This window comes from Kitasatospora sp. NPDC002227 (assembly GCF_040296285.1).
Classification (GTDB): Bacteria; Actinomycetota; Actinomycetes; order Streptomycetales; family Streptomycetaceae; genus Kitasatospora.
Genome location: NZ_JBEOWY010000053.1, coordinates 35,504 through 57,516 on the forward strand (window position 1 = coordinate 35,504; position 22,013 = coordinate 57,516).

22 protein-coding genes and 2 pseudogenes are annotated in these 22,013 nt (G+C 68.9%); 12 read left to right on the forward strand and 12 right to left on the reverse strand.

Annotation, left to right across the window (positions count from 1 at the left end):
* The first annotated feature begins 59 nt into the window (after positions 1 to 59).
* Genes ABT095_RS32150 through ABT095_RS32165 form a run of 4 tightly spaced genes read left to right on the forward strand, consistent with a single transcriptional unit; the run spans position 60 to position 4,252 of the window.
* Entirely contained in the window at positions 60 to 1,712 is a 1,653-nt protein-coding gene (locus ABT095_RS32150) for a hypothetical protein (RefSeq protein WP_350533091.1), read from the forward strand.
* Positions 1,709 to 2,323: a hypothetical protein gene (locus ABT095_RS32155; RefSeq protein WP_350533092.1), complete on the forward strand. Its 615-nt coding sequence runs from the start codon at positions 1,709 to 1,711 to the stop codon at positions 2,321 to 2,323. The genes ABT095_RS32150 and ABT095_RS32155 overlap by 4 nt, the downstream gene beginning before the upstream one ends.
* The gene (locus ABT095_RS32160; RefSeq protein ID WP_350533093.1) at positions 2,268 to 3,851 is read left to right on the forward strand and encodes an integrase; all 1,584 of its coding nucleotides are present in this window, start codon (positions 2,268 to 2,270) and stop codon (positions 3,849 to 3,851) included. The genes ABT095_RS32155 and ABT095_RS32160 overlap by 56 nt, the downstream gene beginning before the upstream one ends.
* Positions 3,848 to 4,252, forward strand: coding sequence for a hypothetical protein (locus tag ABT095_RS32165; protein WP_350533094.1), 405 nt, complete (start codon positions 3,848 to 3,850; stop codon positions 4,250 to 4,252). Before ABT095_RS32160 ends, ABT095_RS32165 begins: the two co-directional genes overlap by 4 nt.
* Before the next feature lie 82 nt (positions 4,253 to 4,334).
* On the opposite strand, the gene ABT095_RS32170 is transcribed toward ABT095_RS32165, so the two are convergent.
* Complete coding sequence (locus ABT095_RS32170; RefSeq protein WP_350533095.1) at positions 4,335 to 5,699, reverse strand: NsdA family TPR-like regulatory protein; 1,365 nt, start codon at positions 5,697 to 5,699, stop codon at positions 4,335 to 4,337.
* A 220-nt stretch (positions 5,700 to 5,919) separates the two neighbouring features.
* Here ABT095_RS32170 and ABT095_RS32175 point away from each other — a divergent pair, with 220 nt between their 5' ends.
* The 8 genes from ABT095_RS32175 to ABT095_RS32210 all read left to right on the forward strand — a co-directional run bounded on the left by ABT095_RS32175 (position 5,920) and on the right by ABT095_RS32210 (position 11,908).
* A complete protein-coding gene (locus tag ABT095_RS32175; protein WP_350533096.1) occupies positions 5,920 to 6,345 on the forward strand; it encodes an ATP-binding protein in 426 nt (141 codons plus the stop codon).
* Entirely contained in the window at positions 6,342 to 6,524 is a 183-nt protein-coding gene (locus tag ABT095_RS32180) for a hypothetical protein (protein ID WP_350533097.1), read from the forward strand. The genes ABT095_RS32175 and ABT095_RS32180 overlap by 4 nt, the downstream gene beginning before the upstream one ends.
* Positions 6,525 to 6,594: 70 nt before the next feature.
* Positions 6,595 to 8,520 carry a nucleotidyltransferase domain-containing protein gene (locus tag ABT095_RS32185; RefSeq protein WP_350533098.1) on the forward strand — a complete coding sequence of 642 codons (1,926 nt, stop codon included), beginning with the start codon at positions 6,595 to 6,597 and terminating at the stop codon, positions 8,518 to 8,520.
* Entirely contained in the window at positions 8,517 to 9,641 is a 1,125-nt protein-coding gene (locus tag ABT095_RS32190) for a hypothetical protein (RefSeq protein WP_350533099.1), read from the forward strand. Before ABT095_RS32185 ends, ABT095_RS32190 begins: the two co-directional genes overlap by 4 nt.
* A complete protein-coding gene (locus ABT095_RS32195; RefSeq protein ID WP_350533100.1) occupies positions 9,619 to 10,413 on the forward strand; it encodes an SDR family NAD(P)-dependent oxidoreductase in 795 nt (264 codons plus the stop codon). The genes ABT095_RS32190 and ABT095_RS32195 overlap by 23 nt, the downstream gene beginning before the upstream one ends.
* Positions 10,414 to 10,440: 27 nt before the next feature.
* Positions 10,441 to 10,872, forward strand: coding sequence for an NUDIX hydrolase (locus ABT095_RS32200; protein WP_350533101.1), 432 nt, complete (start codon positions 10,441 to 10,443; stop codon positions 10,870 to 10,872).
* A 338-nt stretch (positions 10,873 to 11,210) separates the two neighbouring features.
* Positions 11,211 to 11,633 carry a hypothetical protein gene (locus ABT095_RS32205; RefSeq protein WP_350533102.1) on the forward strand — a complete coding sequence of 141 codons (423 nt, stop codon included), beginning with the start codon at positions 11,211 to 11,213 and terminating at the stop codon, positions 11,631 to 11,633.
* A 65-nt stretch (positions 11,634 to 11,698) separates the two neighbouring features.
* Positions 11,699 to 11,908, forward strand: coding sequence for a hypothetical protein (locus tag ABT095_RS32210; RefSeq protein WP_350533103.1), 210 nt, complete (start codon positions 11,699 to 11,701; stop codon positions 11,906 to 11,908).
* A 673-nt stretch (positions 11,909 to 12,581) separates the two neighbouring features.
* Here ABT095_RS32210 and ABT095_RS32215 read toward each other — a convergent pair.
* The 11 genes and pseudogenes from ABT095_RS32215 to lepB (ABT095_RS32265) all read right to left on the reverse strand — a co-directional run bounded on the left by ABT095_RS32215 (position 12,582) and on the right by lepB (ABT095_RS32265) (position 21,749).
* Positions 12,582 to 13,178 (reverse strand): hypothetical protein, encoded by a 597-nt coding sequence (locus ABT095_RS32215; RefSeq protein ID WP_350533104.1) that lies wholly within the window; start codon positions 13,176 to 13,178, stop codon positions 12,582 to 12,584.
* Between the two features lie 285 nt (positions 13,179 to 13,463).
* Positions 13,464 to 13,931 (reverse strand): hypothetical protein, encoded by a 468-nt coding sequence (locus ABT095_RS32220; protein WP_350533105.1) that lies wholly within the window; start codon positions 13,929 to 13,931, stop codon positions 13,464 to 13,466.
* Positions 13,932 to 14,052: 121 nt separating this feature from the next.
* On the reverse strand, positions 14,053 to 15,543 hold the full coding sequence (locus ABT095_RS32225) for a protein kinase domain-containing protein (RefSeq protein WP_350533106.1): 1,491 nt from the start codon (positions 15,541 to 15,543) through the stop codon (positions 14,053 to 14,055).
* A 102-nt stretch (positions 15,544 to 15,645) separates the two neighbouring features.
* Positions 15,646 to 15,840 (reverse strand): annotated as a pseudogene (locus ABT095_RS32230) (ATP-binding protein); the annotation flags it as partial.
* 391 nt (positions 15,841 to 16,231) lie between these two features.
* Positions 16,232 to 16,492, reverse strand: a pseudogene (locus ABT095_RS32235) (YraN family protein); the annotation flags it as partial.
* A 154-nt stretch (positions 16,493 to 16,646) separates the two neighbouring features.
* Positions 16,647 to 16,973 carry a DUF2469 domain-containing protein gene (locus ABT095_RS32240; protein ID WP_057232326.1) on the reverse strand — a complete coding sequence of 109 codons (327 nt, stop codon included), beginning with the start codon at positions 16,971 to 16,973 and terminating at the stop codon, positions 16,647 to 16,649.
* 44 nt (positions 16,974 to 17,017) lie between these two features.
* Entirely contained in the window at positions 17,018 to 17,509 is a 492-nt protein-coding gene (locus ABT095_RS32245) for an NUDIX hydrolase (RefSeq protein WP_350533107.1), read from the reverse strand.
* 361 nt (positions 17,510 to 17,870) lie between these two features.
* Complete coding sequence (gene lepB / locus ABT095_RS32250; protein ID WP_350533108.1) at positions 17,871 to 18,689, reverse strand: signal peptidase I; 819 nt, start codon at positions 18,687 to 18,689, stop codon at positions 17,871 to 17,873.
* 163 nt (positions 18,690 to 18,852) lie between these two features.
* Positions 18,853 to 19,752 (reverse strand): signal peptidase I, encoded by a 900-nt coding sequence (gene lepB, locus ABT095_RS32255; RefSeq protein ID WP_502885078.1) that lies wholly within the window; start codon positions 19,750 to 19,752, stop codon positions 18,853 to 18,855.
* 238 nt (positions 19,753 to 19,990) lie between these two features.
* Positions 19,991 to 20,836 carry a signal peptidase I gene (lepB, locus tag ABT095_RS32260; RefSeq protein ID WP_350533110.1) on the reverse strand — a complete coding sequence of 282 codons (846 nt, stop codon included), beginning with the start codon at positions 20,834 to 20,836 and terminating at the stop codon, positions 19,991 to 19,993.
* Positions 20,837 to 21,047: 211 nt separating this feature from the next.
* Complete coding sequence (lepB, locus tag ABT095_RS32265; protein WP_350533111.1) at positions 21,048 to 21,749, reverse strand: signal peptidase I; 702 nt, start codon at positions 21,747 to 21,749, stop codon at positions 21,048 to 21,050.
* Positions 21,750 to 22,013 lie beyond the last annotated feature (264 nt).

The following is a 22,013-nucleotide window of genomic DNA, read 5'->3' on the forward strand; positions in this document are numbered from 1 at the left end:
CAACACTCCCCACTCACGATCACCATGCCGTTCAGCCCTTGCCACCCGGCGGGCTCGTGGTGACGGTAGTCAACAAGGCTGGCTTCTCCAAGGAGTTCGACTTCACCACGCTGGCGGCACCCGAACCGATGCAGCGTTCGCTGGCTGCTGCCTTCGCCCGCGCATCGCGTGGGTGGACCCAGCACAGCACGGCTCTGGCCTACTGGTCCACGCTGCTGGCCTTCGTGCGCTTCCTGGAGCATCGCAAGCCGATCCCACGCGACTTGGATGATCTTGATGTGGCCACTATGAGGCGGTGGCGCCAGATCAACATCGCCAGCAGTCACGGGAAGGGCATCCTCGCACGCCTCCGGGTGCTGCTGCTGCAAGACGCGCGCATGCGAACCGGGCCAGCAGCAGAGGAGGTTTCCCGGCGCGTCCCGGGGCCGAGGAGCGAACAGCAGTCCTTTGATGAGGCAGAACGCAAGCAGGTACTACTGGCCGCTCAGCGGGAGTTCCGGACCGCGAGGATTCGCATCCGTGAGAACACGGAGCTGTTGGAGCGATGGCGAGCCGGGCACCTCATCGAGGGCAGCGAAGACTGGCGGATCGGGAGGACGCTCGACCACCTAGCCCGCACCGGCGACGTTCCCCACTCGGTTACGCCAGGTGGCCACCGGGTCCTGTGGAACCGTCGCCTGCTCCGCTCCGCAGCCGCCGGACCGGTGTGGAATCGGCTGTTCCTGACGAATCGCGAGGCCACGGCCCTTGGTGTGCTCCTAACCGGCCGGTTCGGCTGGAACCTCAGCGTCCTCAACCACATGCCAGCGCCCACGACAGCGCCGTCGGCCGGCGAGACGAAGGCGATCACCTACCAGGTACAGATCCAGAAGCGCCGGGCCGGCAGAGGGCATTGGTTCTCCACCGAAAACATCACCGACTCCGGAGCAGATTCGCCAGGGCGGCTGATCACCCAGGCTCTGGAGGCCACCCTGCACGGCAGGGTTCTCGCGGCGGAGCTGGCTCCGGGTACCGATCTGCTGATCACGTTCCGCACCTTCAAGACCATGCGCGAGGACAAGAAGATGGACCGGCCACGTCCAGTTGGTCCTCTACGATTCGGCATCTCCGATCAGTCTGCGGGGAGCTGGGGGCGTTCACTAGGACTCCGCGGTTCACCGTTCCAGCGGGTCCGGCGGAGCACCGTCGTAGAGGAGGGGCGCCCTCTCCAGCACTCCCAGCGCACACATCAGAGTGTCTACGTCCTACCCGACCGGCGCGTTCAGGCTGCTTCCCGTGAGATCTTCGAGGAGGGTGCCACCGCGGCCCTGGAGAAGGCTCGTGCCACCGTCTTCGGTGGCCAACTGAGCGACATCCCAGACCCGGAACACCTGGAAACCGCCACCGCCGACTGCGCAGATGAGAACACCAGCCCGTGGCCGCACTCCGACGGCGGCTGCGGAGCGGAGTTCATGCTGTGCCTGGCCTGCCGGAACGCACATGTTCATCCCGGCCACCATGCCCGCCTCGCCCATCTGCACCAGCAGCTGGCAAGCATGCAGTCTGTTCTGCCTGAGCAGCACTGGAACGACCGCTGGCACGACCACCTGCTGAGGCTGGAGGACCTGCGCGACAAGGTCGGCCATTCCACCTGGCATGCCGCCCTGGCCAAGGTCAACGACACCGACCGCATGCTGGTAGACCTCCTTCTGAAAGGCGATCTCACCCCATGAGCGCCACTCTAGTTGCCGGTGACGACGACCCATATCGTCTGCCGGCGCCAACCCCGGACAGCCCGGTTGTGCTGGACCGGTGGATCAGCCCGGACAATCATCACCCCAACAGCCGCTATCGGGACGAGGTTTGGTCTCTTGCCCCGTTGATCGACAACCCCGCTACCAGCCTGGTGTCCATCCACTGGAAAAACAGTCCAGCCGAGGTGCACGACCAACTGAAGATGATCGCCTGGGCCACGATCAACGGTGAACTCCGCCCCAGTTACCTGAGGACCCGAGCAGTCGCGGCACGCTCTCGGATGGGGGCCGCAGAGCTGGTCATGACTTGCCACGAGTGGATGATCATGGCTCAGTGGCTGGTCGAGCGCGGCATCCGCAGCCTCTCAGATTGCAGCTCGGATGACTACACCGCCTACGCCGCTCATCGCGGCAGTGACGCCACCCGGACCTACATGGAGAGGGTACTGGGTCGGCTGACCGACCTCTGGGCATACGACCAGCTCACCGCGCACCCGGCCGGCGTTCCCCAGCCCCCCCTGGGCAGTCGAGGGTTTGGACGACTACCTGCCCGCCGAGCAGGGCGGCAGCGAGGTGGAGAACGCAACTGAGCCGTTCGACCCAGCAGTCATTGGACCGCTGCTGGTCTGGTCGATCCGGCTGGTCGAGGACTTCGCGGACGACATCCTGGCGGCCTGGAACGAGAGGCGACGCATGACCGATCTCGCTTCCACGCTCCGCGCCAGCCCTGAAGGGCGGGCTGCCTTGGAGGAGTACCTGCTGCCGCTTGTCCGCTGCGGAGCCTCGTTGCCGACAGTCGAGCACAAAGGCTTTCACCGCCTCGCCAGACTCTTTGTGGCGGCGACGACCGGGGCTAGCCCTGCCCAGGTCGATCATTTCAACCAGCGGCATGGCCTGACGGAAATCGCCGACGAGCGTCACACGCCTGCCCCACTCCCTATCAAGATAACTGGCCTGCTGAACGGGCAACCGTGGCGCGAGTCCATCAGCTGGGACGAGGCCGCCGAGTTGATCCGGCATCTGGGCACCGCCGCGGCGGTCATCTGCCTGTACCTGACCGGCATGCGCCCGCAGGAGGTTCAGAACCTGCGGTCAGGCTGCTGTCCCGAGCCTGACCCAGACGGCACAACCGGGCATCACCTGATCTTCAGCCGGCACTTCAAGAACGTCACCGATGAGGATGGCAACCACATCTCGGGAGGGGAGGACCGCGAGGTTCCCTGGACTGCGATCGCCCCCGTGGTTCGCGCCATCCGGGTTCTGGAGCGCATGGTCCCGGATGGCGAACTGCTGTTCAGCGCGGCCCACCATGACTTCCTCACCAACCGCCCTCTGCCCGGTGCCCTGAAGCTCGCCGGGCTGCGATACCGGATCGCGGACTTCGTGGAGTGGGCGAACGGGGAGGCTCAGTCCCGAGGGCTACCGGAGCAAGGAATCCCGAAGGACCCGTATGGCGAGGTCACTCTTATCCGGTTCCGCAGGACATTGGCGTGGCATGTCGCGCGACGCCCACGCGGGCTGATCGCGCTTGCGATTCAGTATGGTCATATGCGCACGGTGCTGGATGCTCGCACGTCCACCGGCTACGGCGTCCGCAGTCGGCGTGGTATCCACAGCGAGCTGGACGTCGAGACCGTGCTGGCGGCAGCCGACACCGCGGCGAACTTGACCGACCGCATGGCGGCCGGGGAGAAGATCTCCGGGCCTGCTGCCCGCCGGGCCCTGACCGCAGTCGCGGCCACTCCACGGTTCGAGGGCAAGATCGTCACCTCCAAGTTCGCCAAGAAGGCCGCCAACTTCTTGGCCCGTGACGGACTGGTCCTGTTCGACAATCCTGATGCTCACCTGATCTGCGTGTTCAAGCGCGACACCGCGCTCTGCGAGCCGGCCCCGAACGCCATCGCACCGAATCAATTCGCCTGTGAACTGGGATGTGGCAACGCTGTCCGCACCGACACTCACGCCCGCGGTCTGCGTGTACGCGCAGACGAGCTCGACGCACTGGCCGCTGCATCTCCCGAACCGGTAGGCCGGAGGTTGAAGCGCAATGCGGACCGCCTACGCGAAGTCGCCGATACTCACGATGCCACTGCCCTACCAGCCGAGGACCTGAGATGAACGACCAGCACCAGGATGAGCGCACCCGTATCCGTGCCGCCATCGACCGGCTCCTGAGCGGCCAGCCCACCGTCTCCAACGGGAGCCTGACCGTGGTCGCCTTGGCGGCCGAGGCCGGTGTCCATCGCATGGCCCTGATGAAGCGGCACGCGGACCTGAAGAACGCGTTCTACGAGCGTGTCCGCGCCGAGACGACCCAGGTCCCGGAGGCCGAGGCGCGGCTGCGGAAGAAGGTCTCCGAGCTGAGGAAGAGCGTTTCCGAGCTGACGAAGAAGAACGATGGACTGAAGGATCAGGTCACCCATCTCACGCTCGCGGGAGCCGTCCTGGCCGAACGATTGCGCAAGGCCGAGGCGGCGGCCCAGCTGCCCGACAACGTGGTGCGCTTCCCTAGGCCATAGCGGGGTTCCCCCGAGAACCTGTTCGGAGCTGGGAGCGTGTTGAAGCTCCCGACCGCGCACACGGCGCTGTGGGTTTTCGGGGTCAGGACAGGAAGAGGACGGCTCGCTCGTCCAGCTCGTGGGCTGCGGTGACGCCGCGGCTCTTGAACTGGGCGAGGCTCTTGCGCATCTCCTGCACCGCGCGGCGGGTCCGTACTGACTTGACCCCGTCCATGCTGTCGAGGGCCCTGTTCCAGGTGCTGCACGCCTGCTCGATCCCGCCGTCGGCCAGCTCCATCTTGGCCTGCGCGACCAGGTCGAGCGCCTGGATGCGGGCGTACGTGGCGGCTGGCCTGTTCGCTGCGGCGGCAGCGTAGTTCTCGGCGGCGCCCTTGCGGTCGCCGAGCCGGGAGAAGACCTTCGCCGAGCGGGAGTTCACGGTGGCGCGGGCTGGACCCCAGGAGCGGGCCCAGTACGGCATGTCCTCGCCGTTCGCCGCGTCCAGGAGGTCACGGGCCCGCTGGACAGCCTGAACCGCCGGGCGGCGCTGGTTGGTGGCGGCCAGGCCGTGGGCGTGGGTGATGGTGAACAGGGCCTCGGTCTCGGCGTCCAAGCGTCCGGTGACCCGGGAGAGGGCCGTCTCGGACAGGGCGAAGGTCTGGGACGGGTGGCGGAGCTTCATGCCCTGCTGGGCCAGGGTCCGCAGCACGAAGGCGTCGTGGCCCACGACTTCGGACTCGACAGCGAGGGCGTACGACTGATGATAATACCGCTGGGCGAGGCCCTGCTCGCCCGCGTCGTACGCCTTCCAGCCGGCCAGGTGCACGCCGACCGCCGCGGCCGACAGCAGTTGCCGGCGATCCTCGTGGGTGCGGAAGGAACCCCGGCACAGGGCGGCCACGTCGGAGCGCAGGTACTGGATCAAGGCGGAGCGTCCGTGCTGGCCACCGTGGCGCTCGTCAAGCTCGGTGAACATGCTGATCATGTCGCGGACGGCGGCGACCTCGGCCTTCCCGGCGACGGCGCCGCTGCGGATGGCGGCGGTGCGCTGGGCGCTTTCGCGGACGTACTCCAGCGGCAGGTGCATCGCAGCGACGGAGAACGCCGAGGCAGCCAGGAACTTGCGACGGTCCAAATCAGCTCTCCACACCCGCGCGAGGACGTCCACCGGGTCCGGGCCGATGGTCAGCCCGAGGCCCGGATCGGATTCTTCCACTGACCGTAGCCCGATGTCGGCCGGGGTGTAGATCCGTCCCGTCTTCCGGAACAGCGCCTCGCAGATGAACCTGGCCGTCTCACCGTCGGGTTCGGCTCCCCGCAGCCACTTGTGCACCGTCGAGGGGTTGGTCCGCAGCTGGACGCCGGCTTCGGCTGCTGCCCGGACCACGCCGCGGGCGAGCGCGTCGAACGTCAGGTTGGCGTCGGTGATGGCTGCTTCGAGCTGCTGGTTCGTCACAGGGGTGGCCATGGCCTATCCCATTCTCGGCACCGGGTGGCGGTAAACACGGTAAAGAGAACTGGCCCTCCGCAGCAGGGTCTTGAACGAAGGAACGCCGGTTGACTTGGAGTCAGCCGCCCGCAGGCGAGCCGACTCTGGCTCAGGTACCCGGGCGGCCAACCTCCGACCGCTGCCAACCGGACCGCCCCCGCTGTCCGGAACGGGCAGCCCTGGTGACCGGGAGCGGGCCGTGACCACACAAGTTCTGACCAGCACGGAACCGACCGCGCCGCCCACGGCGGCATCGCTGGACTACGAGCCACAGTCCGCCTCGGCCGCCCGCGAGCTCGTGCGCGACGCGCTCGTCAGCTGGGGACTGAAGCACCTGGTGGGTGACGCCGAGCTCGTCGTCACCGAGCTGGTCACCAACGCCGCCAAGACCGGGTGCACCACCAAGATGCTGGTCAGCGCGGAGCGGGTGACCAACCGGGTGGGCCGGGCCGTGCGGCTCTCGGTGCGCGACGGCTCCTGCTCCCTGCCCGTACTGATCCCCGGCGCCGACGGTGAGTCGGGCCGGGGCCTGGTCCTGGTGGACGGCTTCGCCGTGATCTGGGGCGTCGACCTGGACCCGTACGGCAAGACCGTATGGGCCGACCTCTCGGTGGACCGGACGTGAGCGGCCAGCACCGGGGCGAGCCCCACGACCGCCTCCGCGACGTCCTGGCCGCGCTGTGGCTGCTCGGCCACGCGGTCGCCATCGGCCTCCTACCCGGCCTGATCCTGCACCACGACCAGGCCGGCGCCGCAGGCCACGCCCGCCCGGCCGCCACCGCTCCGGACGACGTGCCGATCTGACCCCATGCCCTGGCCGTAGCCGGGGCACCCCGCAGCTTCGAGACCGTGTGCAGCACCCGTGGAGGCAGCAGTGTCCATCGCACCTGAGCACAGCCACACCACCACCCGGCCCGTCACCATCGCGTTCAGCGGGCCCGACAACGTGGGCAAGACCAAGCAGATCGGCATCCTGGCCCGCCGGGTCGGCCCGGCCGCCCAGGCAACCGGCCGGCTGGACGACTGCGACCCGCGCTGGGACACGATCAAGGCCATGGGCATGGGCACCTGGTGGTTCGAGCGCGGGTCGATCGGGGAGGTCGCCGACGTCCTGGCCCACTCCTACCTGGAACGCTCCCGCCGGGCCGCCACCGCCGCGGTGCGGCTGATGGACCGGGGCATCCCGATGCTGGAGGCGTCGCTGGCCGCCACCGTCGCGGTGCGCGAGCGGCTTCTCAGCGTCGAGGAGGCCGCCGACCGGGCCCGCGTCCTGCTGGAGCCCTTCGCGGCCGACCTGCGGGCCGCTGAGGCCGCCGAGCACGGCATCGTGCTGCTGCACGACGAGGACCTGGTGATCGGCACCGCCCGCAGCCTCTCCCACGAGCACCACGTCACGCCGACCTACGCGGACTACCAGCGGCACCTGCACCTTCACCTGCACCGGCTGGCCGACGAGGGCAGGTGGGCGACGACCATCGTCGTCGGCGAGCGCCGGGTGATGGCCGTGCAGGACGAGATCCGCCGGCACCTTCACCCGCTCACGCCCCTGGTCCCGTCCGGCGCGCTGGCGGGCGTGCGGGTCGTGGCCCTCGGGGGTATGTCGGAGAGCGGCAAGAGCACGGCGGGCGAGTACCTGCGGACCCGCCACGAGTACGCCCGCCTCAAGATCGGGTACCTGATCGAGGACGCCGCCCACCGGGCGGGCATCGCCGACCCGTACGGAATCCCGGCCGTGGTGCGGGCCGAACTGCTGGTCGACGGCCTCGACCGCTACTGCGCGGCCCACCACTTCCTGGACCAGGTGACCATCGAGTCCCTGCACGACCAGGACGCCACCGCCGAGCTGCGGCGGATGCTCGGCAGCCAGCTGAACGTGGTCTACCTTGACGCCTCACCCGAGGTCCGGGCCGAGCGCGGTACCGCCGGGCCGGACGACGTGGTGGAGCGCGACGCGGTCAAGGCCCGGCGCGGGGCGGCCCAGGTCGCCTCGCTCGCGCACGAGGTCATCGACAACAACGGCAGCCGCCTGCACCTGGAGCGCCGGCTCGACGGGATCGCGCTGGCCCACCGCTGGCCGCTGCGGGAGCCGACCACCGTGCCGGTCAACGCGCTGGGCCTGCCCGTCCACCTGGAGTCCTACCTGTCCGAGTTGCTGGACCGCACCACCCTCCAGCAGCCGCCCGTCATCGACCTGCTCGCGGTCACCGGCAGCGGCGCCCGCGGCAAGTACCAGCACGGCTGGTCCGACCTGGACGTGTTCGTCGTCGCCGACCAGGACAGCACGCCCAAGCTGCGGCAGGCCCTGGCCGAGCTGGAAGCCGAACTCGGCGGCGTCAAGCTCGGCCTCACCGTGCTGACCTCGGACGAGTGCCGCACCGGGGCCGTCACCTCCCGGCTGCTGCACGTCCTCGCCCTGATCGGCTCCGGCGCCCTCGCCCCGCTGTGGTGCCGCCCCGGCCTCGCCCTGCCCGCCCCGGACGCGGCCACCGACATCGCCGCCAGCGTCGAGGCCGGGGTGCAGGCCGCCGTCGAGATCCGCCGTCAGCTCCTCAAGGGCGCCCCCGACCTGCGGGCCCTCTTCAAGATCACCGCTCTGCTGGCCAAGGTGATGCTCCGCTTCGAGGGCACCGAGTGCTCCTCCGACGACGACGCCCTGGCCGTCTTCCTGGAGCGCGACCCGGCCGCCGGCGCCGCCCTGCGACGCGAGGCCCGCGAGGACCGGGACCGAGCTGTGGAGCTGGCCACTACCGTGCTGGGCCACTGGCTGGCCACCTTCGCCCTGCCGACGAGCCGCGCATGAACACCGCCCCCACGCCGGTCTTCTGCAAGGTCCTGGACTCGGTGACGGCCGACGCCGAGGTAAGGGGCTGGCAGGCCGTCTCCCAGCTCCTGCCGGTGCCCGAGCTGCTGGGCCGCACCGAGCTGGCCAACGGGCACCTGGTGGCCTACGAGGACGTGCTCGCGGGTGGCCGGTGCACCATGCTGCTGGGCGACCTCATCTCCACCGCTGACCGCCACCTCGACGTCCTGCCGAGGGTCACCGCGCTGATCGACGCCGTCTGCGACAGCTGGCTAGCCGCCGTCGCCGACACTGCCCGCACCGCGCCGCTGGACGCCTGCGTGTCCGGCCTCTACCTGGACCGCATCCGCCCCGGCGGCCGACTCGACACCTGGTACCTGTCCGGCCACTTGGCCGTCCCCGCCCCGCGCACCGGCACTCCGATCCCGCTCAGCACACTCACCGGCCACACCTTCGTCGTCAACAGCCACCTGCTGCGGCTCGACCTGCCCACCGCTATCCGGGAGGCCCGGCAAGCCCTCGCCCCGGGCAGTCGCTGGACCACTGCCCTCACCCAGGGCGACCCGACCGAGCCGAACATCGCTGATCCGCTGTGCTGGCTCGACTTCGAGTACGCCGGCCGCAACACGCTCGCCGGGGAGATCGCCGTCCTGCTCTGGTACCTGCTCGGCCTGGGCGGCTGGCTCGTGCCGACCTACCAGCCCGCCGTGTACGCCCGCACCCTCCCGCTGCACCTGCCGCCCGTCACCACCCCGCACCTTCAGCATGTCGACCACGACGAGCGCCACCGCCGCCTGGAGGTCCGCTACACCTGGCCTCTCGGAGCCGGACGCCGAGCGGCGATCACCCGCCTGCTGGAGCGCGTGCGCTCCGACCTCGCCCCAGCCGCCGGGCTCGACCCGGACCGGGCCCTCGCCCAGCTCCGCCACTTCCTCGTACTCCGGATTCTCGGGGTGATCCCACCCGACCTCCTGACCGGCGACGACCTGCTCCTGTTGCTGGCCAAGTTCGCCGAGGTCCAGCACCCCGACACGGCCTGCGAGGTCTTCACCCGCACCCAGCCGGCCCCCGCGGCCGGACCCGACGATTGGACAGACGATGACCACAGCAACCGGGCTTGACCTGCCCATCGCCGCACTCCCGCTCCAGGGCAGGGTCGCACTGGTCACCGGAGGGGGTACCGGCATCGGCGCCGCGATCTGCCGGGCCCTGGCCGCCGCCGGGGCGGCCGTTGCTGTCGGCCACCTGGCGCAGATCGACCAGGCCCGCACCGTGCTCGGAGACGTGCGCCGCACTGGTCGCCCCGGGATCGAGGTCAGCGCCGACCTCACCGACCCGCACGCCGTCGCCGCGCTGGCCAGCCAGGTCGCATCCGAGCTTGGTCCGATCGGCATTCTCGTCAACTGCGCGGGTGCCTACCCCCGCACCCCATGGGATGACCTCGGCGAGGACCAGTGGGCCCGTGCCATCGAGACCAACTTAACCATCCACTACCGCACTTGCCGGGCCGTCACCCCCAGTATGGCGGCCCGGCAGTGGGGCCGGATCGTCAACATCGGCAGCGTCAACGCCCGTGCTGGCCGCCGCGGGCTCACCGCCTACAGCACCGCGAAGGCCGGACTGATCGGCCTCACCCGCTCGTTGGCCAGGGAACTTGGCCCGGCCGGAATCTGCGTGAACACTGTTCTGCCCGGGGCCATCCAGGTCGAGGCGGAGAACGACCTGCCCGCCCACCACCGCGCCCGGCCCGAAGACCAGATCCGCCGCCAGTGCGTCCCCCGCCGGGGCCGGCCCGAGGACGTCGCCGCTGCGGTCACCTTCCTCGCCGGCCCCAGCGCGTCCTTCATCACCGGCCAGTCGTTGCACGTCGACGGCGGCTGGCTCCTCCACTGACCACCCACCCACCAGGAAGAGACCACCGTGCAGCACCGCGTCCGCGCCGTCCTCCTCACCCCGAACAACACCATGCTGCTGATCAAGCGCATCCGCCCCGGCATCGACCCATACTGGGTGATCGTCGGCGGCAAGATCGAGCCCACCGACGCCAGCCCCGAAGAGGCCCTGCTCCGCGAAGTCCGCGAGGAGATCGCCGGCGAGGCCCAGATCGTCAGCCTCCTCCACACCATCGAGACCGACGACGAGCGCCAGGACTTCTACCTCGCCACCATCGACACGTGGAACTTCGAGGACCGCACCGGACCCGAGTTCAGCCAGGAAGGACGAGGCGAGTACCTGCTGGAGGAGATCCCGCTGACTACAGCCGCGCTTGATGCCGTCACCGTCCTCCCCCAGGAGTTCGCCACCGTCCTTCGTGAGGCCGTCGACCGCGGCGCACTTCTCACTCTCCAGTAGGACTTAGACCGGCCCGGCCCCTTCCTGACGGTCTCACCGCTCGACCGCCCACTCCGCTCCGGAGGGCTCAGCGGGAGACTGTCAGGGCCTCGTCGGCTGACCAGCAAGACCTCCTTGGCGGCCGTTGACTTCGTGGTTGGCGACGGGTCAGCGTAGGTGCTGTGGTCTGGGCGGGGGTGGCCAACGGTCGTCGCGCGCGCTGCTTGGGTCGCACCCAAACTGGACATATGGAGGCTTCAAACGGGCCCGCTCCCAACCACCCCCAGAGTGTCACGCTGCGGGCGGAGACCCCGGCCCTCGACCCGTCCTGCACACTCCTACGGTGGTGGTGCCAGGACGTGAACCGTGCCGTGCTCCACGCCTTGAACTACAGGAAGCTCTACCAACCAGTCTTAGTTTCACTAGGGCTTCCGGGGGCAACTGCTTGGGTACTGAGCGTCTTCGCGCTGCGGGATGGATGGACGCCGGACCGTCTTGCCGAAGGCACCAACCAGCAGCGGTATCAGACCGTGATCGCCCAGCGGATTCTTGATGTCGGCTACACGATCTGGCCGACCGATGTCACGGGCGCGGACGGCGACCCCTACCGCACCAATCCGGTGCACTACGACATCTGCGTCGCGGATCACACGCTGGAGGTGCCGACTGCTCTGAGTAACCGCGACGGCAGCACCGAGAATGCCCGGAAGGCTGCGCGAGCAAGCCTGGCGGCACACTTCGAACCCGTGCTGGCATTGTGGAGCAACCCCTTGGAACTATGACATCGGTCACTATCCTCCCGCAGGAGTGGCGAGTACGATCGAGTTCCGACCCGAGAGAAGATGCCATGGCCCAGACCCTTCAGAGGATGGTCGTCCCGGCAGACGTCGACAACGTTCAGCCCGGCGGCCTCACGTTCGTGCATGAGTTCGCTCTCGACCAGCAGCTCACGCCCGGGATGCAGGTCCAGGTCGATGACGGCTCCGGGAAGCTGACCCCCGCAACGGTCGAAGACCGTGATGACGCCGGCTTCTGGTACCTGCGACTGGAGAAGTAGCCCGCGCGTTAGGCGATCAGAACCAGGAAGTCGAACGGGCCGAGCGAGAGTTTCGCTCGGCCCGTTCGCGCCTGGCCTCGCGGCTGGTGAACACACTCGGTGAGATACCGGAACGTTCCGGACCGGTCGCAGGCCGCACTCGCTCTGCATCGACCACGAATCGGCTTCACCAGCCCCGAGACGCCCGCGTGGCTTGGTCCTCCGCGCCGATCCATCTGGCACTGTGCCCTCTGTGAGCACCTGCCCGAGGGGCCCCGTGGCCGATCACGCCACGACCGCCCCAGTTATCCGCTACGCAGCCCTAGAGCCCGGCGGACTTCTGGTCTTCAGACAGGACCGCTTTGCGGATCTACAGGCCCTCCTCGCAGAAGGCCGCAAGGGAGGCGGGTGCCTTCAGACTTATCCTCTCGAAAAATGCCCGCCCGTACGCCTGTGCGTGTTCGACCCGTACGAGTCGTGGGGCCGGGACTACCGGGCGATCAACAGGGTCGCGGGAGGCATGCGCTGGCGTCTGAACGGCGCTACGGGTGCCCAACCTCTTCGAGGGCCCGTCGCCTTCGTGGCGACCCCCAGAGACAGCCTGAGCCAGGGCCAGCTCGACCTCCTCGTGGCGACGCACCGGCGGACGGTCGTCTACCTGCGGAAGAAGGGCCGGCTCTAGGTGTCGCAGGTCCTACCGCAGGGTGCAGCGTTCTCCCGTGCCCTCGACGTACAGCAGATTCAGGAGGTCCCGCAGGAAGTACGAGTTCTCCTCAACCGCGAAGATGTCCTCCACCGTCGATTCGACGGTGGAGGTGACAGGGCTCCTCAGCAGCAAGGTCAACCTCGGAGTCGAAGGCTTCTCCAAGGACTTGGCGTAGGTAGCGAATGCCGCAGCGCCAGCTTGGGTGAGCGGGAGACCGGCGAGTTCATCCAGGTTCACGAAGTCGGCCTCGTAGAGCATGCCGTCCCGCTTCAAGGTGGCGGTGCCGGCTCCGGTCCAGCCCACCTCGTAGACATCGACTGCGGAGAACTGCCCAGTGAGCCCGCGGACCCGGCCCAGGTAGTTGAGCATGCTGCCGGAGACCCGATCACGCAGCCAGGGCACATCGATGAGCCGCACAGCAGCCTGAAGACTGTCGCCTTCGGTCCGAGCCCTGAGGGTGGACCATGGGCTCGGTCGGACAGCGGAGGACCGGACCGGGCGATGCACCAGCACATTGCGGCCGGGGGCAGTGACGACCACTGCAACCTCCAGCTGCCCTTCGCTGATCAGATCACGATCACCCATGCTGTCAGGGTAGCGGCGAGCATACCGACATCCGCCCCGGCGCGCCGCCAGGTCAGAGCATCCCGCCAGAGGGAGTTGAGTGATCTTGGCGTGATCATCGGGATGGCTGCGGAGCCCGTCCACCGGGTACGCGACCCGCCCTCCACCAGGGGGCCCAGCAGCCGGTCGGATGCCTCCAGCAGCCACGCTACCGGCCAGACACCCTCGCACGGTCACTCAGGTCGCACTGGCAGTCAGGGCAGGACCTCACAGGCGGCGGAGCACCCGCTCGGTCCCGTAGGCCCGCTAGCCGACGAGGCAGACGCTAGGCGTCGGCTCGGCCTGGTCGAATCGGGCATCGATCCGATACGAGCGGATATAGGCAGCGTCGCGCTCGCCATGGAACGGGCGAAGCTCGGGTCCTGAGACCGTTGCAAAGCCCTGCGCAGCGTGGTCCATGCAGAGCTGAGACAGCCAGCGGTGTCCGTCGATAAGCCATCCGAACGGATCGACGTAAGCCTCGACATAACCGAGTGCCCCCAGCTGTACCTCGACGGGCGCACAGACGCGCTCACGCTCCAGGCGCTTCCCACACCGCTTGCCGCAGTCAGCAGAGGCCACGCACTGAAGGCTGTGCGGATCTGATGCAGGGCTCACCCACAACCGGCCTCGAAGCACTACCAGGTTACTCACACGCCCTACATCGGCATGCTTCACGACCGAGGCGACGCCCAACTGCGTGACAGCCGACGTGGCCGCGAAGATGTTGTCCATGGAGAAGGTGAACGGGCGTGAGCCAGTGCCCCAGGCCGTCCGTCATCTCCCGCAGCTCTGGGCACCGATCTGGTCTGTTCCCGACAGCAGCGCTCCTGTCGGGAACAGACCAGATCGGAGACTACGACCAGATGCCGGTACGCGGGTCCGGAGGGTGAAGATCAACAGCCTCCTGGAACAGCTCCAAGAGGGCTTCGGCAGTCAGCCGCCTGACAGTGTGCTTCCAGACATGAATGCCTGCTGGGCGGAGCATGAAGTATCGCTGCTGAGAGTCGAAGAACTCGCCGTGCCGAAGACCGTGGGTGCGCCCATGAGGCCCGAACTTGTACTTGTCGGGCGTCACGAAGCTGGACTGGAACTTGTAGACCTGCCAGACGAGGCGGTCGCCGACCTGCTCGTAGACGACGTTGGCCGAGTTCAACTCGCTGTAGAAGTTCGGATTTGTGATCACGACGCAGCCAGCCACGACCATCGTGTCGTTCGGGACCGGCTGGTCCGTGGTCATGCCTTCCCACAGTTCAATCCGAAGCCTGACCTCGTCAGCAGTCAGGCTGAAGCTCGGTACCGCCCTGACTGAGCCTCCCGTGGTTCCCCGCGTTTCGAGGGCCGCGTTCGGCTCGATAGCTTGCAGATCGATGAGCGCGTCTTCCATGATCTCGCGCAGGTCGGCCTCGGCCTGGGCAGTCTGCTGGCGCAGCGTGTCCTCGGCCGCCTGCGCAAGCAAGCGCGCGGAGTCGGCACGAGCCTTCGCGGCAACGTGGGCTTCGAGACCGCGCGCGATGGACTCCTGGACCGGAGTGCGGGGCACCAGCACCCGGCTGAGCCGCTCGACCACAGCTCGGGCATCCTGCGGGCGGTCTTCCGGTCGCTTCGCCAGGAGGCGGGCAATGAGCTTCTTGAGCACGAGGTCGTTGCAGGGTGCCTCGGGCGGGGCCTGATTTAGGTGGCCGTCGCGGATCGCATTCAGGTCCCCGGTGAACGGCGTAACGCCGGCCAGCAGCTCGAACGCCAGGCACCCGAGCGCATATAGGTCGGTCTTGACCGTGGGAGACTTCAGTTCCCACAGCTCTGGTGCCATGTAAGGCAACGTTCCGGCCCCACGGAACGTCGGGTCACCGGTTCCGATCTCCTCGTCCCGGGCAATCCCGAAGTCCCCGAGCTTCCACCTGCCCTCGTGACGCAACACGTTGGCTGGTTTGAGATCCCGGTGCGTGATCGGGATTGAGTGCAGGTCCTGGAGACCCGTCGCGATGTCCACCAAGGCGGCCACCGCCTCAGCCTCGGCCATCGGGCCGGACGTCAGCACGCCCTCGGCGCGTTGCATGACCAGGAGCATGACGTCGCCGGCGTCAGCGGCGTCGATCACCGGCAGCAGCATTCCACTGCCGCTTTCAGCGACCCGTTTGCCAATGAGGACCTCTCGCTGTAGGAGCCGGTCGTCGAGCCTCCCCTCAGGGCGGTTTTTCGGAACCACCTTGACCGCCATGGGTGATCCGTCCGGCCCCTCGGCCTCGTAGACGCCGCCAAACCCACCCGGCTTCCCAAGCGGCTTGCTCTCCCAGTAACGCCACGTCTTGCCCGACTGACCGGTGAAGGTCACCTCGTCGGCCACTTCCTAACACCCCCACGCTGAAAGGGTCTTGCTCACCGACATGCACAGGCACCGTGTCGAAAATCGTACCGACCTCTGGTCCCACGAGCACTCCTTCAACACGCTCAAACCTGAACACATAGACTTGACAGGGAAGACCACAGCTGCCCGGACCCGGTCGCGGGCCTCGGAGAGCGACTTGTCGGGCAGACCGACCAGGGCGAAGGCGGCCAGGCCAGGTTCGAGGTCGGCCTGGACCTCGACCACCACGCCGTCCACTCCGAGCAGGGTGACCGAGCAGGTGCGGGCGAAGACCATCTCAGACCACCCCCCGGAGGTGCTCGACCTGGGCCGGGCCTTTCAGGCGGTTGACCACCGCGACCAAGTCGATCCGCACCCCGCCGGGCGGCAGCGGCACCTGGCGGATGCCGATCGTGGCTCCCCCGCTGCTCGCACCGCCCGCACCGCCCGCACCGCCCGCACCGCCCGCACCGCCCGCACCGCCCGCACCGCCCGCACCGGGCATCCCGGGCAGTTGGGGGGCGGCCCCGGCGGCCTGCTTGGTTCTGGCGCTGCGACGCTTCTTCGGTACCGGGGTCTCCGGCTCGGCGGGCACGGATGCGGGCGGGGCCGCCCCCTGGTCGTCAGGGTGCCACTCCGGCTGGACCAACCTCGCCAGCTGCTCGAAGTGGACGGGCCAGCGCTCGCCGAGCCAGCGCTCGGCCAGGTGCCTGAGCCGCTCGGCCTTGACGCGGTCGATCCCCTCGCTCGGCTCCTGGAACCCACGCTCGGAGCGGGTCTTCACCTCGCAGACGGCAAGGGTCTCGCCCTCCAGCGCGACGATGTCGAGCTCCCCCTCGACGCAACGCCAGTTGCGCTCGAGGATGTGCAGCCCGCTCTCCGCGAGCCGGCGCGCAGCGACTTCTTCGCCGTACCGACCGAGACCGATGTTGGAACTCTGCACGGTCATCACCTCCATGGGCGGGAGGCTGCCGTGCCGACTCGGCGCAGGCCAGAGACTTCTTAATTCCTGTGGATAACTACGGGGTGTGGATAACTCGCATCACCCGTAGGAGGGAGAATCGGGTATGTCTCTGGACATTGCGCCGAGAGTCGGATCACTGTCAGTTGCCGAAGGAGGCGTCGTCCGACGGCAGCTCCAAATCACTCTTGGCGAGTTCCTCGATATTCACGTCCTTGAAGGTCAGGACTCTCACCTTACGGACAAACCGGGCGGGCCGGTACATGTCCCACACCCACGCATCCGCCATCGACACCTCGAAGAACACTTCCCCCTGGACCGAGTGCACCTGCAGCTCGTAGTCGTTCGTGAGATAGAAGCGCCGCTCGGTCTCGATCACGTATTTGAACAGGCCGACGACGTCCCGGTACTCCCGGTAGAGCTTGAGCTCCATCTCGGTCTCGTACTTCTCGAGGTCTTCGGCACTCATTCAGGCGTCCCCTCAGCTCGTCACGTCCACCCCATTGTGGACCACTACACCCCGGCGGAGAGCCTTACCGGCAGGACTGGCGGGCCATCCGTCAGCAACCGGGCCAGGAACTCCGCCAGACCGTTCGGGTACACGGTCTCCGCGGTGTCCCGCAGTTCTCGCACAGTCCACCATCTCGCGGTCAGCAGCCGCGCGTGTTCGTCGAAAGCCGCGCCGGACAGATCAAGTCCGAGCTCCGTTCCCGGCACGCGTGCCAGATGGAACCACTGCTCCTGCTCGTACCGCTGCCCCTGAAAGGAGAAGGCCACCGTGTCGTACGCCACCAACGGCCCCAGCTCGACCTTCCGCAGCCCCGTCTCCTCGGCCAGCTCGCGCAGTGCGGCCGCCCGGGTGTCCTCCCCGGGCTCCAAGCCGCCGCCGGGGGTGATCCACCAGGCCACCCCGGGCACGGCCGGGTCCGTCCCGCGCAGCAGCAGGATGCGGTCCTCCCCGTCCAGCAGCAGGACCCGCGCCGCCCGGCGCCGCTCGACCGTCACCCTCGCCACCTCCGGAGGTGCCTCAGCTCCGCAGACCCGTCCGCGTGGGCCCGCCCGATCCCGCACCCGTCTCGGCCCGCGACCGCGACAGGGCCTGCGGCTCCAACCGGGAGCCCGGCTCCGCCCATGTCCTCGGCTCAGTCCAATCCTGCAGCTCCGCTCGTGCCCGCGGCCCGGTTCGAGCCCGCTGCTCACCTCAGGACCTCGCCTCCCCTTGGGTCCGCAGCTCCCCCCAGGTCCTCACCTCCCCGCAGGTCCGCAGCTCCGTGCGGGCCGGCCCACCGGGCCGCTGCTCATGGCGGACCGAGGCGCTTGCCGGGCCGACCACCGGCTCGACCGGGCAACGGGAGGTGGAGGTTGCTCAGCCGGCCTTCCGGCCGGACAGCCGCCGGACCAGCCCGACTACACCGCCGAGGGCCGAGACCAGCACGATCAGCGCCGCTCCGCCGACCATCGCGTACGTGGCCGGCTGCAACAGCCCCGGGCCCGACGCCGTCGGCCCGCCCAGGCTGTCGAAGGCCGCCGTGCGCTGCTGGACGGCCATCCGGTCGAAGGGCCAGGCCCGGCCCGCGACCCGGCCGGTCACCTCGGTGGCCGGGATCGTCCCGGCGGCGACCTGGAGGTGACTGCGCGAGTCCAGCGACACCGTGCGGTCGTCACCGAGCAGGAAGAGCCGCCCCTGCGGCACCTGCACGCTGAAGGCGACGTCACCCCGGTCGCCGGTCAGGTAGCTCTCGTCCACCGGCTTGCCGTTCACGGTGAGCCCGCCACCGGCCGGGCTGTAGGCCACGGTGTCCCCGCCGACCCCGGCGACGCGCTTGACCATGGTTTCCGGGCCCCAGACGGCATCATGGAAGATCACGATGTCACCCCGCCCGATGCCGTCGGCACTCACCGACTTGGCCAGCACCGTGTCCCCCGGCTCCACCGTGGGGCTCATCGAATTGGTGGGGATCCGGTAGGGCCGGTAACTCACGGCGATAGCGCCGAAGCCGCCGACCATCAGGACGAAGCCGAGGCCGATCGCCAGCCCCTGCAGCAGGGCTGCCGGGCTGGGGCGCCGTCCGGCCGCCCCGGTCCGGCCCTGTGCGGGGGGCGTCCGCTCCGCCACGCTGCTCATCGCCACCATCCGTTCCTGGTCCGGCTGCCCGGCGGACATGTCCGCCGTGGAGTCCGTCATGGAGTCCGCCGTGGCCGGGCCGGGAAAGCCGACGGGCCGTGGCACGTGCGAGCAGATTACTCACCAGTACCACGGCCCGCGCAAGACCTCTCGACCGAACCGAGACCCAAGAGAGGACCAGCCCCGGCTCCCGGACGGAGACCGTCCTACCGGAGTGCCCGGCTCAGCGCCGGTACCTCCGGAGCCAGTACACGGCGGGCACCGCGAGCGCCGCCCCTGCGGCCGGCGGGGCGAACGGCAGCGCGGCGGCAGCCAGGCCCTTCTGGTCGAAGGTGTCGGGCACCGGCAGGGTCGCCCAGTTGCTGATCGGCCAGGCCACCACGAAAGCGCGCCCGATCACGTTGTCCACCGGGACGGTCCCGCCACCGGGCTGGTCCTGGTGGTACCGCGAGTCGAGCGAGTCGTTGCGGTGGTCACCCATGACCCAGATCCGGCCCTTCGGGACCTTGATCGGCCCGAACGGCTTGTCTCCGCAGGGGGTGGCACCAGGGAAGACGTACGGCTCGTTCAGCGCGACGCCGTTGACCTTCAACGGCCCGGTGCCCTGGCACTCGACGGTGTCGCCGCCGACCCCGACGACCCGCTTGATCAGGTCCTTCTCATTGGCCGACGGCATCAGCCCGATGAAGCTGAGCACGTCCTGCAGGCCCCGGACGAACGCGTTGTCGTTCTGCTGCACCGGCTCGTCGTTCAGCCAGCCGCCCGGGTCGTGGAAGACCACGACCTCACCACGCTCGGGCTCGGCGCCGAACCACGGCGTCAGCTTGTCCACCAGCACCCGGTCGCCGATCTGCAGCGTGTTCTGCATCGACCCCGAAGGAATGGAGAACGCCTGGACGAAGAAAGTCTTGATCACCAGCGCCAGGATCAACGCGATGCCGATCAGAATCGGCAGTTCCTTCCAGAAGGAGCGTTGCTTCTGCTCCTTCCGGTCAGGTCGCTGCTCCTCGGCCCCATCGGCCACGGGCTCGGACGGCACCGCCTCCGGCGTACCGTCCACCTGTCCAGAACCTCCGTCGGTGCCATCGGGCTCGGGAGCCCCTGAGCGGGCGCCGATCACCAGATCCCCCACAACATCTCCTCCCTGCTGCGCGGACGCCTGTGCGCCCGCTCTCACAGTGCCGCACAGCGGGCACCACGCTCCGTGACCGACCGTCAACCCGCCTCAGGGCTGCCCGCCCTGGCCACACCTGACACCAGCGCAGCCTTCGGAGGCGACCTGGCCGTACACCGAGCACTCCTGCACTTCTCTATCACTCCTGGCAGTCGTGCCCAACGCTCCCACACGGAAGCCAGGACGATCAGCCGACCGAGCGAACACCCAGCACACGGACCGACCTCGGCCGGACAACGAGCGGAATGACGCCCAACACACCCATAACGACCGGAGGTTCCGGCGGCACCGGGTTCCCACCTGGTGTTTCGGTGCCTCCCCCGGAGCCGACCGGCCCTGCTCCGGCCACTACCCGACCACCTGCCGGAACACCCGCCGCACGGACCGGAAGCGAGGAGAGTGAAGAGGGAACGTCGAGTTGACGCACCCGCCCGATCGGCCAGGCGATGACCACGGCGCGGCCGATCACATTACCCATCGGAATCGTCCCGCCGCCGGGATTCTCCATGTGGTAGCGCGAGTCCGCAGAAATGTCCCGGTGATCGCCCATCACCCACAACCGGTCGGCGGGGACCGTCACCTTGAACGGCTGCCGCGACGGGACGTTGCCCGCCGCGATGTACGGCTCGTCCACCGCGGTGCCGTTCACGGTCAGCCGCCCCCGGTCGTCACAGCATTCGACCGTGTCGCCGGGAACACCGATCACCCGCTTGATCAGGTCCTGCTCGTTGTCGGAGGGCAGCAGCCCCACGGCGGAGAAGACCTTCTTCGTCGCCCGAACCACCGGCCCGTCCGAGGAGCTCTTGTGATCCGACTCCAACCAGCCCCCGGGGTCCTTGAAGACCACCACGTCACCGCGGCCCGGCTCGCTGCCGAACCACGGGGTGAGCTTGTCCACCAGGACGCGGTCCCCGATCTGGATCGTCTGCTCCATCGATCCGGACGGGATCACGAAGACCTGCACCAGGAAGGTCTTCAGCAGCAGCGCGACGACCAGCGCGATCGCCAGCACCGCGGGGACTTCGCGCAGCAACGACCGTCGGCCGCTCCGCCGCGCCCGCGCCGCCGTCCGCCGGCGATCGGCCCGTCCTCGGGCCTGCGGCACCTGGCCGGCTCCGACAGCCTCGGCGGCAGCCAGCCCGCCCCGGCCCTCCCGGCCCGCACCCGCACCCGCACCCGCGGAGGGACCAACCCCGACTCCCGTACCGGCCGCTCTCGCACCGGCCGGTTCGGCGGCCCGGCCTCTACCCCTGCTGCCCATCGCTGCCCATCCCCCCGCCCGTACCGGTGCCCGACCCGCCGCCACCGTGCGCCTGCCCGGCCAGGTGCGGCCTGGCCGCGTCCACCGCCGCGAACGCGGCCGGCCGCTCCAACGACGTCCAGTGCCCGATCGGGTAGACCACCCAGTCCGCCCGGCCGATCACCTTGCTCTCCGGCACGAAACCGCCGCCGGGCTCGCCGAGGTGGTCACGGGAGTCCCGGGACGCGCCTCGGTGGTCGCCCAGCACCAACAGCTTCCCGCTCGGGACCACGACGTCGAACGCTACTCGCGAAGGCATGTCCCCCGGATAAAGGTAGGCCGACTCGTCCAGCGGCATCCCGTTGACGGTGATCCGCCCGTCCGTTCCAGCGCTGGTCACCCTGTCCCCGCCCACGCCGATCACCCGCTTCACGTAGATCGAGTCACCGCCCCAGGCGAGCCCCAGCCGGTCGAGCAGACGCTCCCCGGCGCCCGGCTCCGCCGCGTACGGGAGGAAGGAGCCGATGCCGTCGAAGACCACCACGTCCCCGCGCCGCACGTGGCCGCCGAAGGAGTAGGCGAGCTGGTTGACCACCAGCCGGTCCCCCGGCTGGAGGGTGTTCTCCATCGAGCCGGACGGTACGCCGAAGGGCCGCATCACGAAAGCGTTCAGCAGCAGCACCAGCAGAACCGCGACTCCGACCACCTTGAGGATCCAGGATGACGACCACTCGCCCCACGGAACGCCTCCGGAAACGGCCTCGCCGTCAGCCTCGGGGCCCGCCCCGCCGTCAGCCCCGGGACTCGCCCCGCCGTCCGCCCCGCCGTCCGCCCCGGGACTCGCCCCGCCGTCAGCCCCGGAAGCGACTCCGGAAACCCCAGAAACTCCAGGAATGCCGGAAGCTCCGGAAACGGCCGCGGACCGCGACAGCACGTCCGCATCGGCAGGTACGGCACTGCTGTCGCGGTC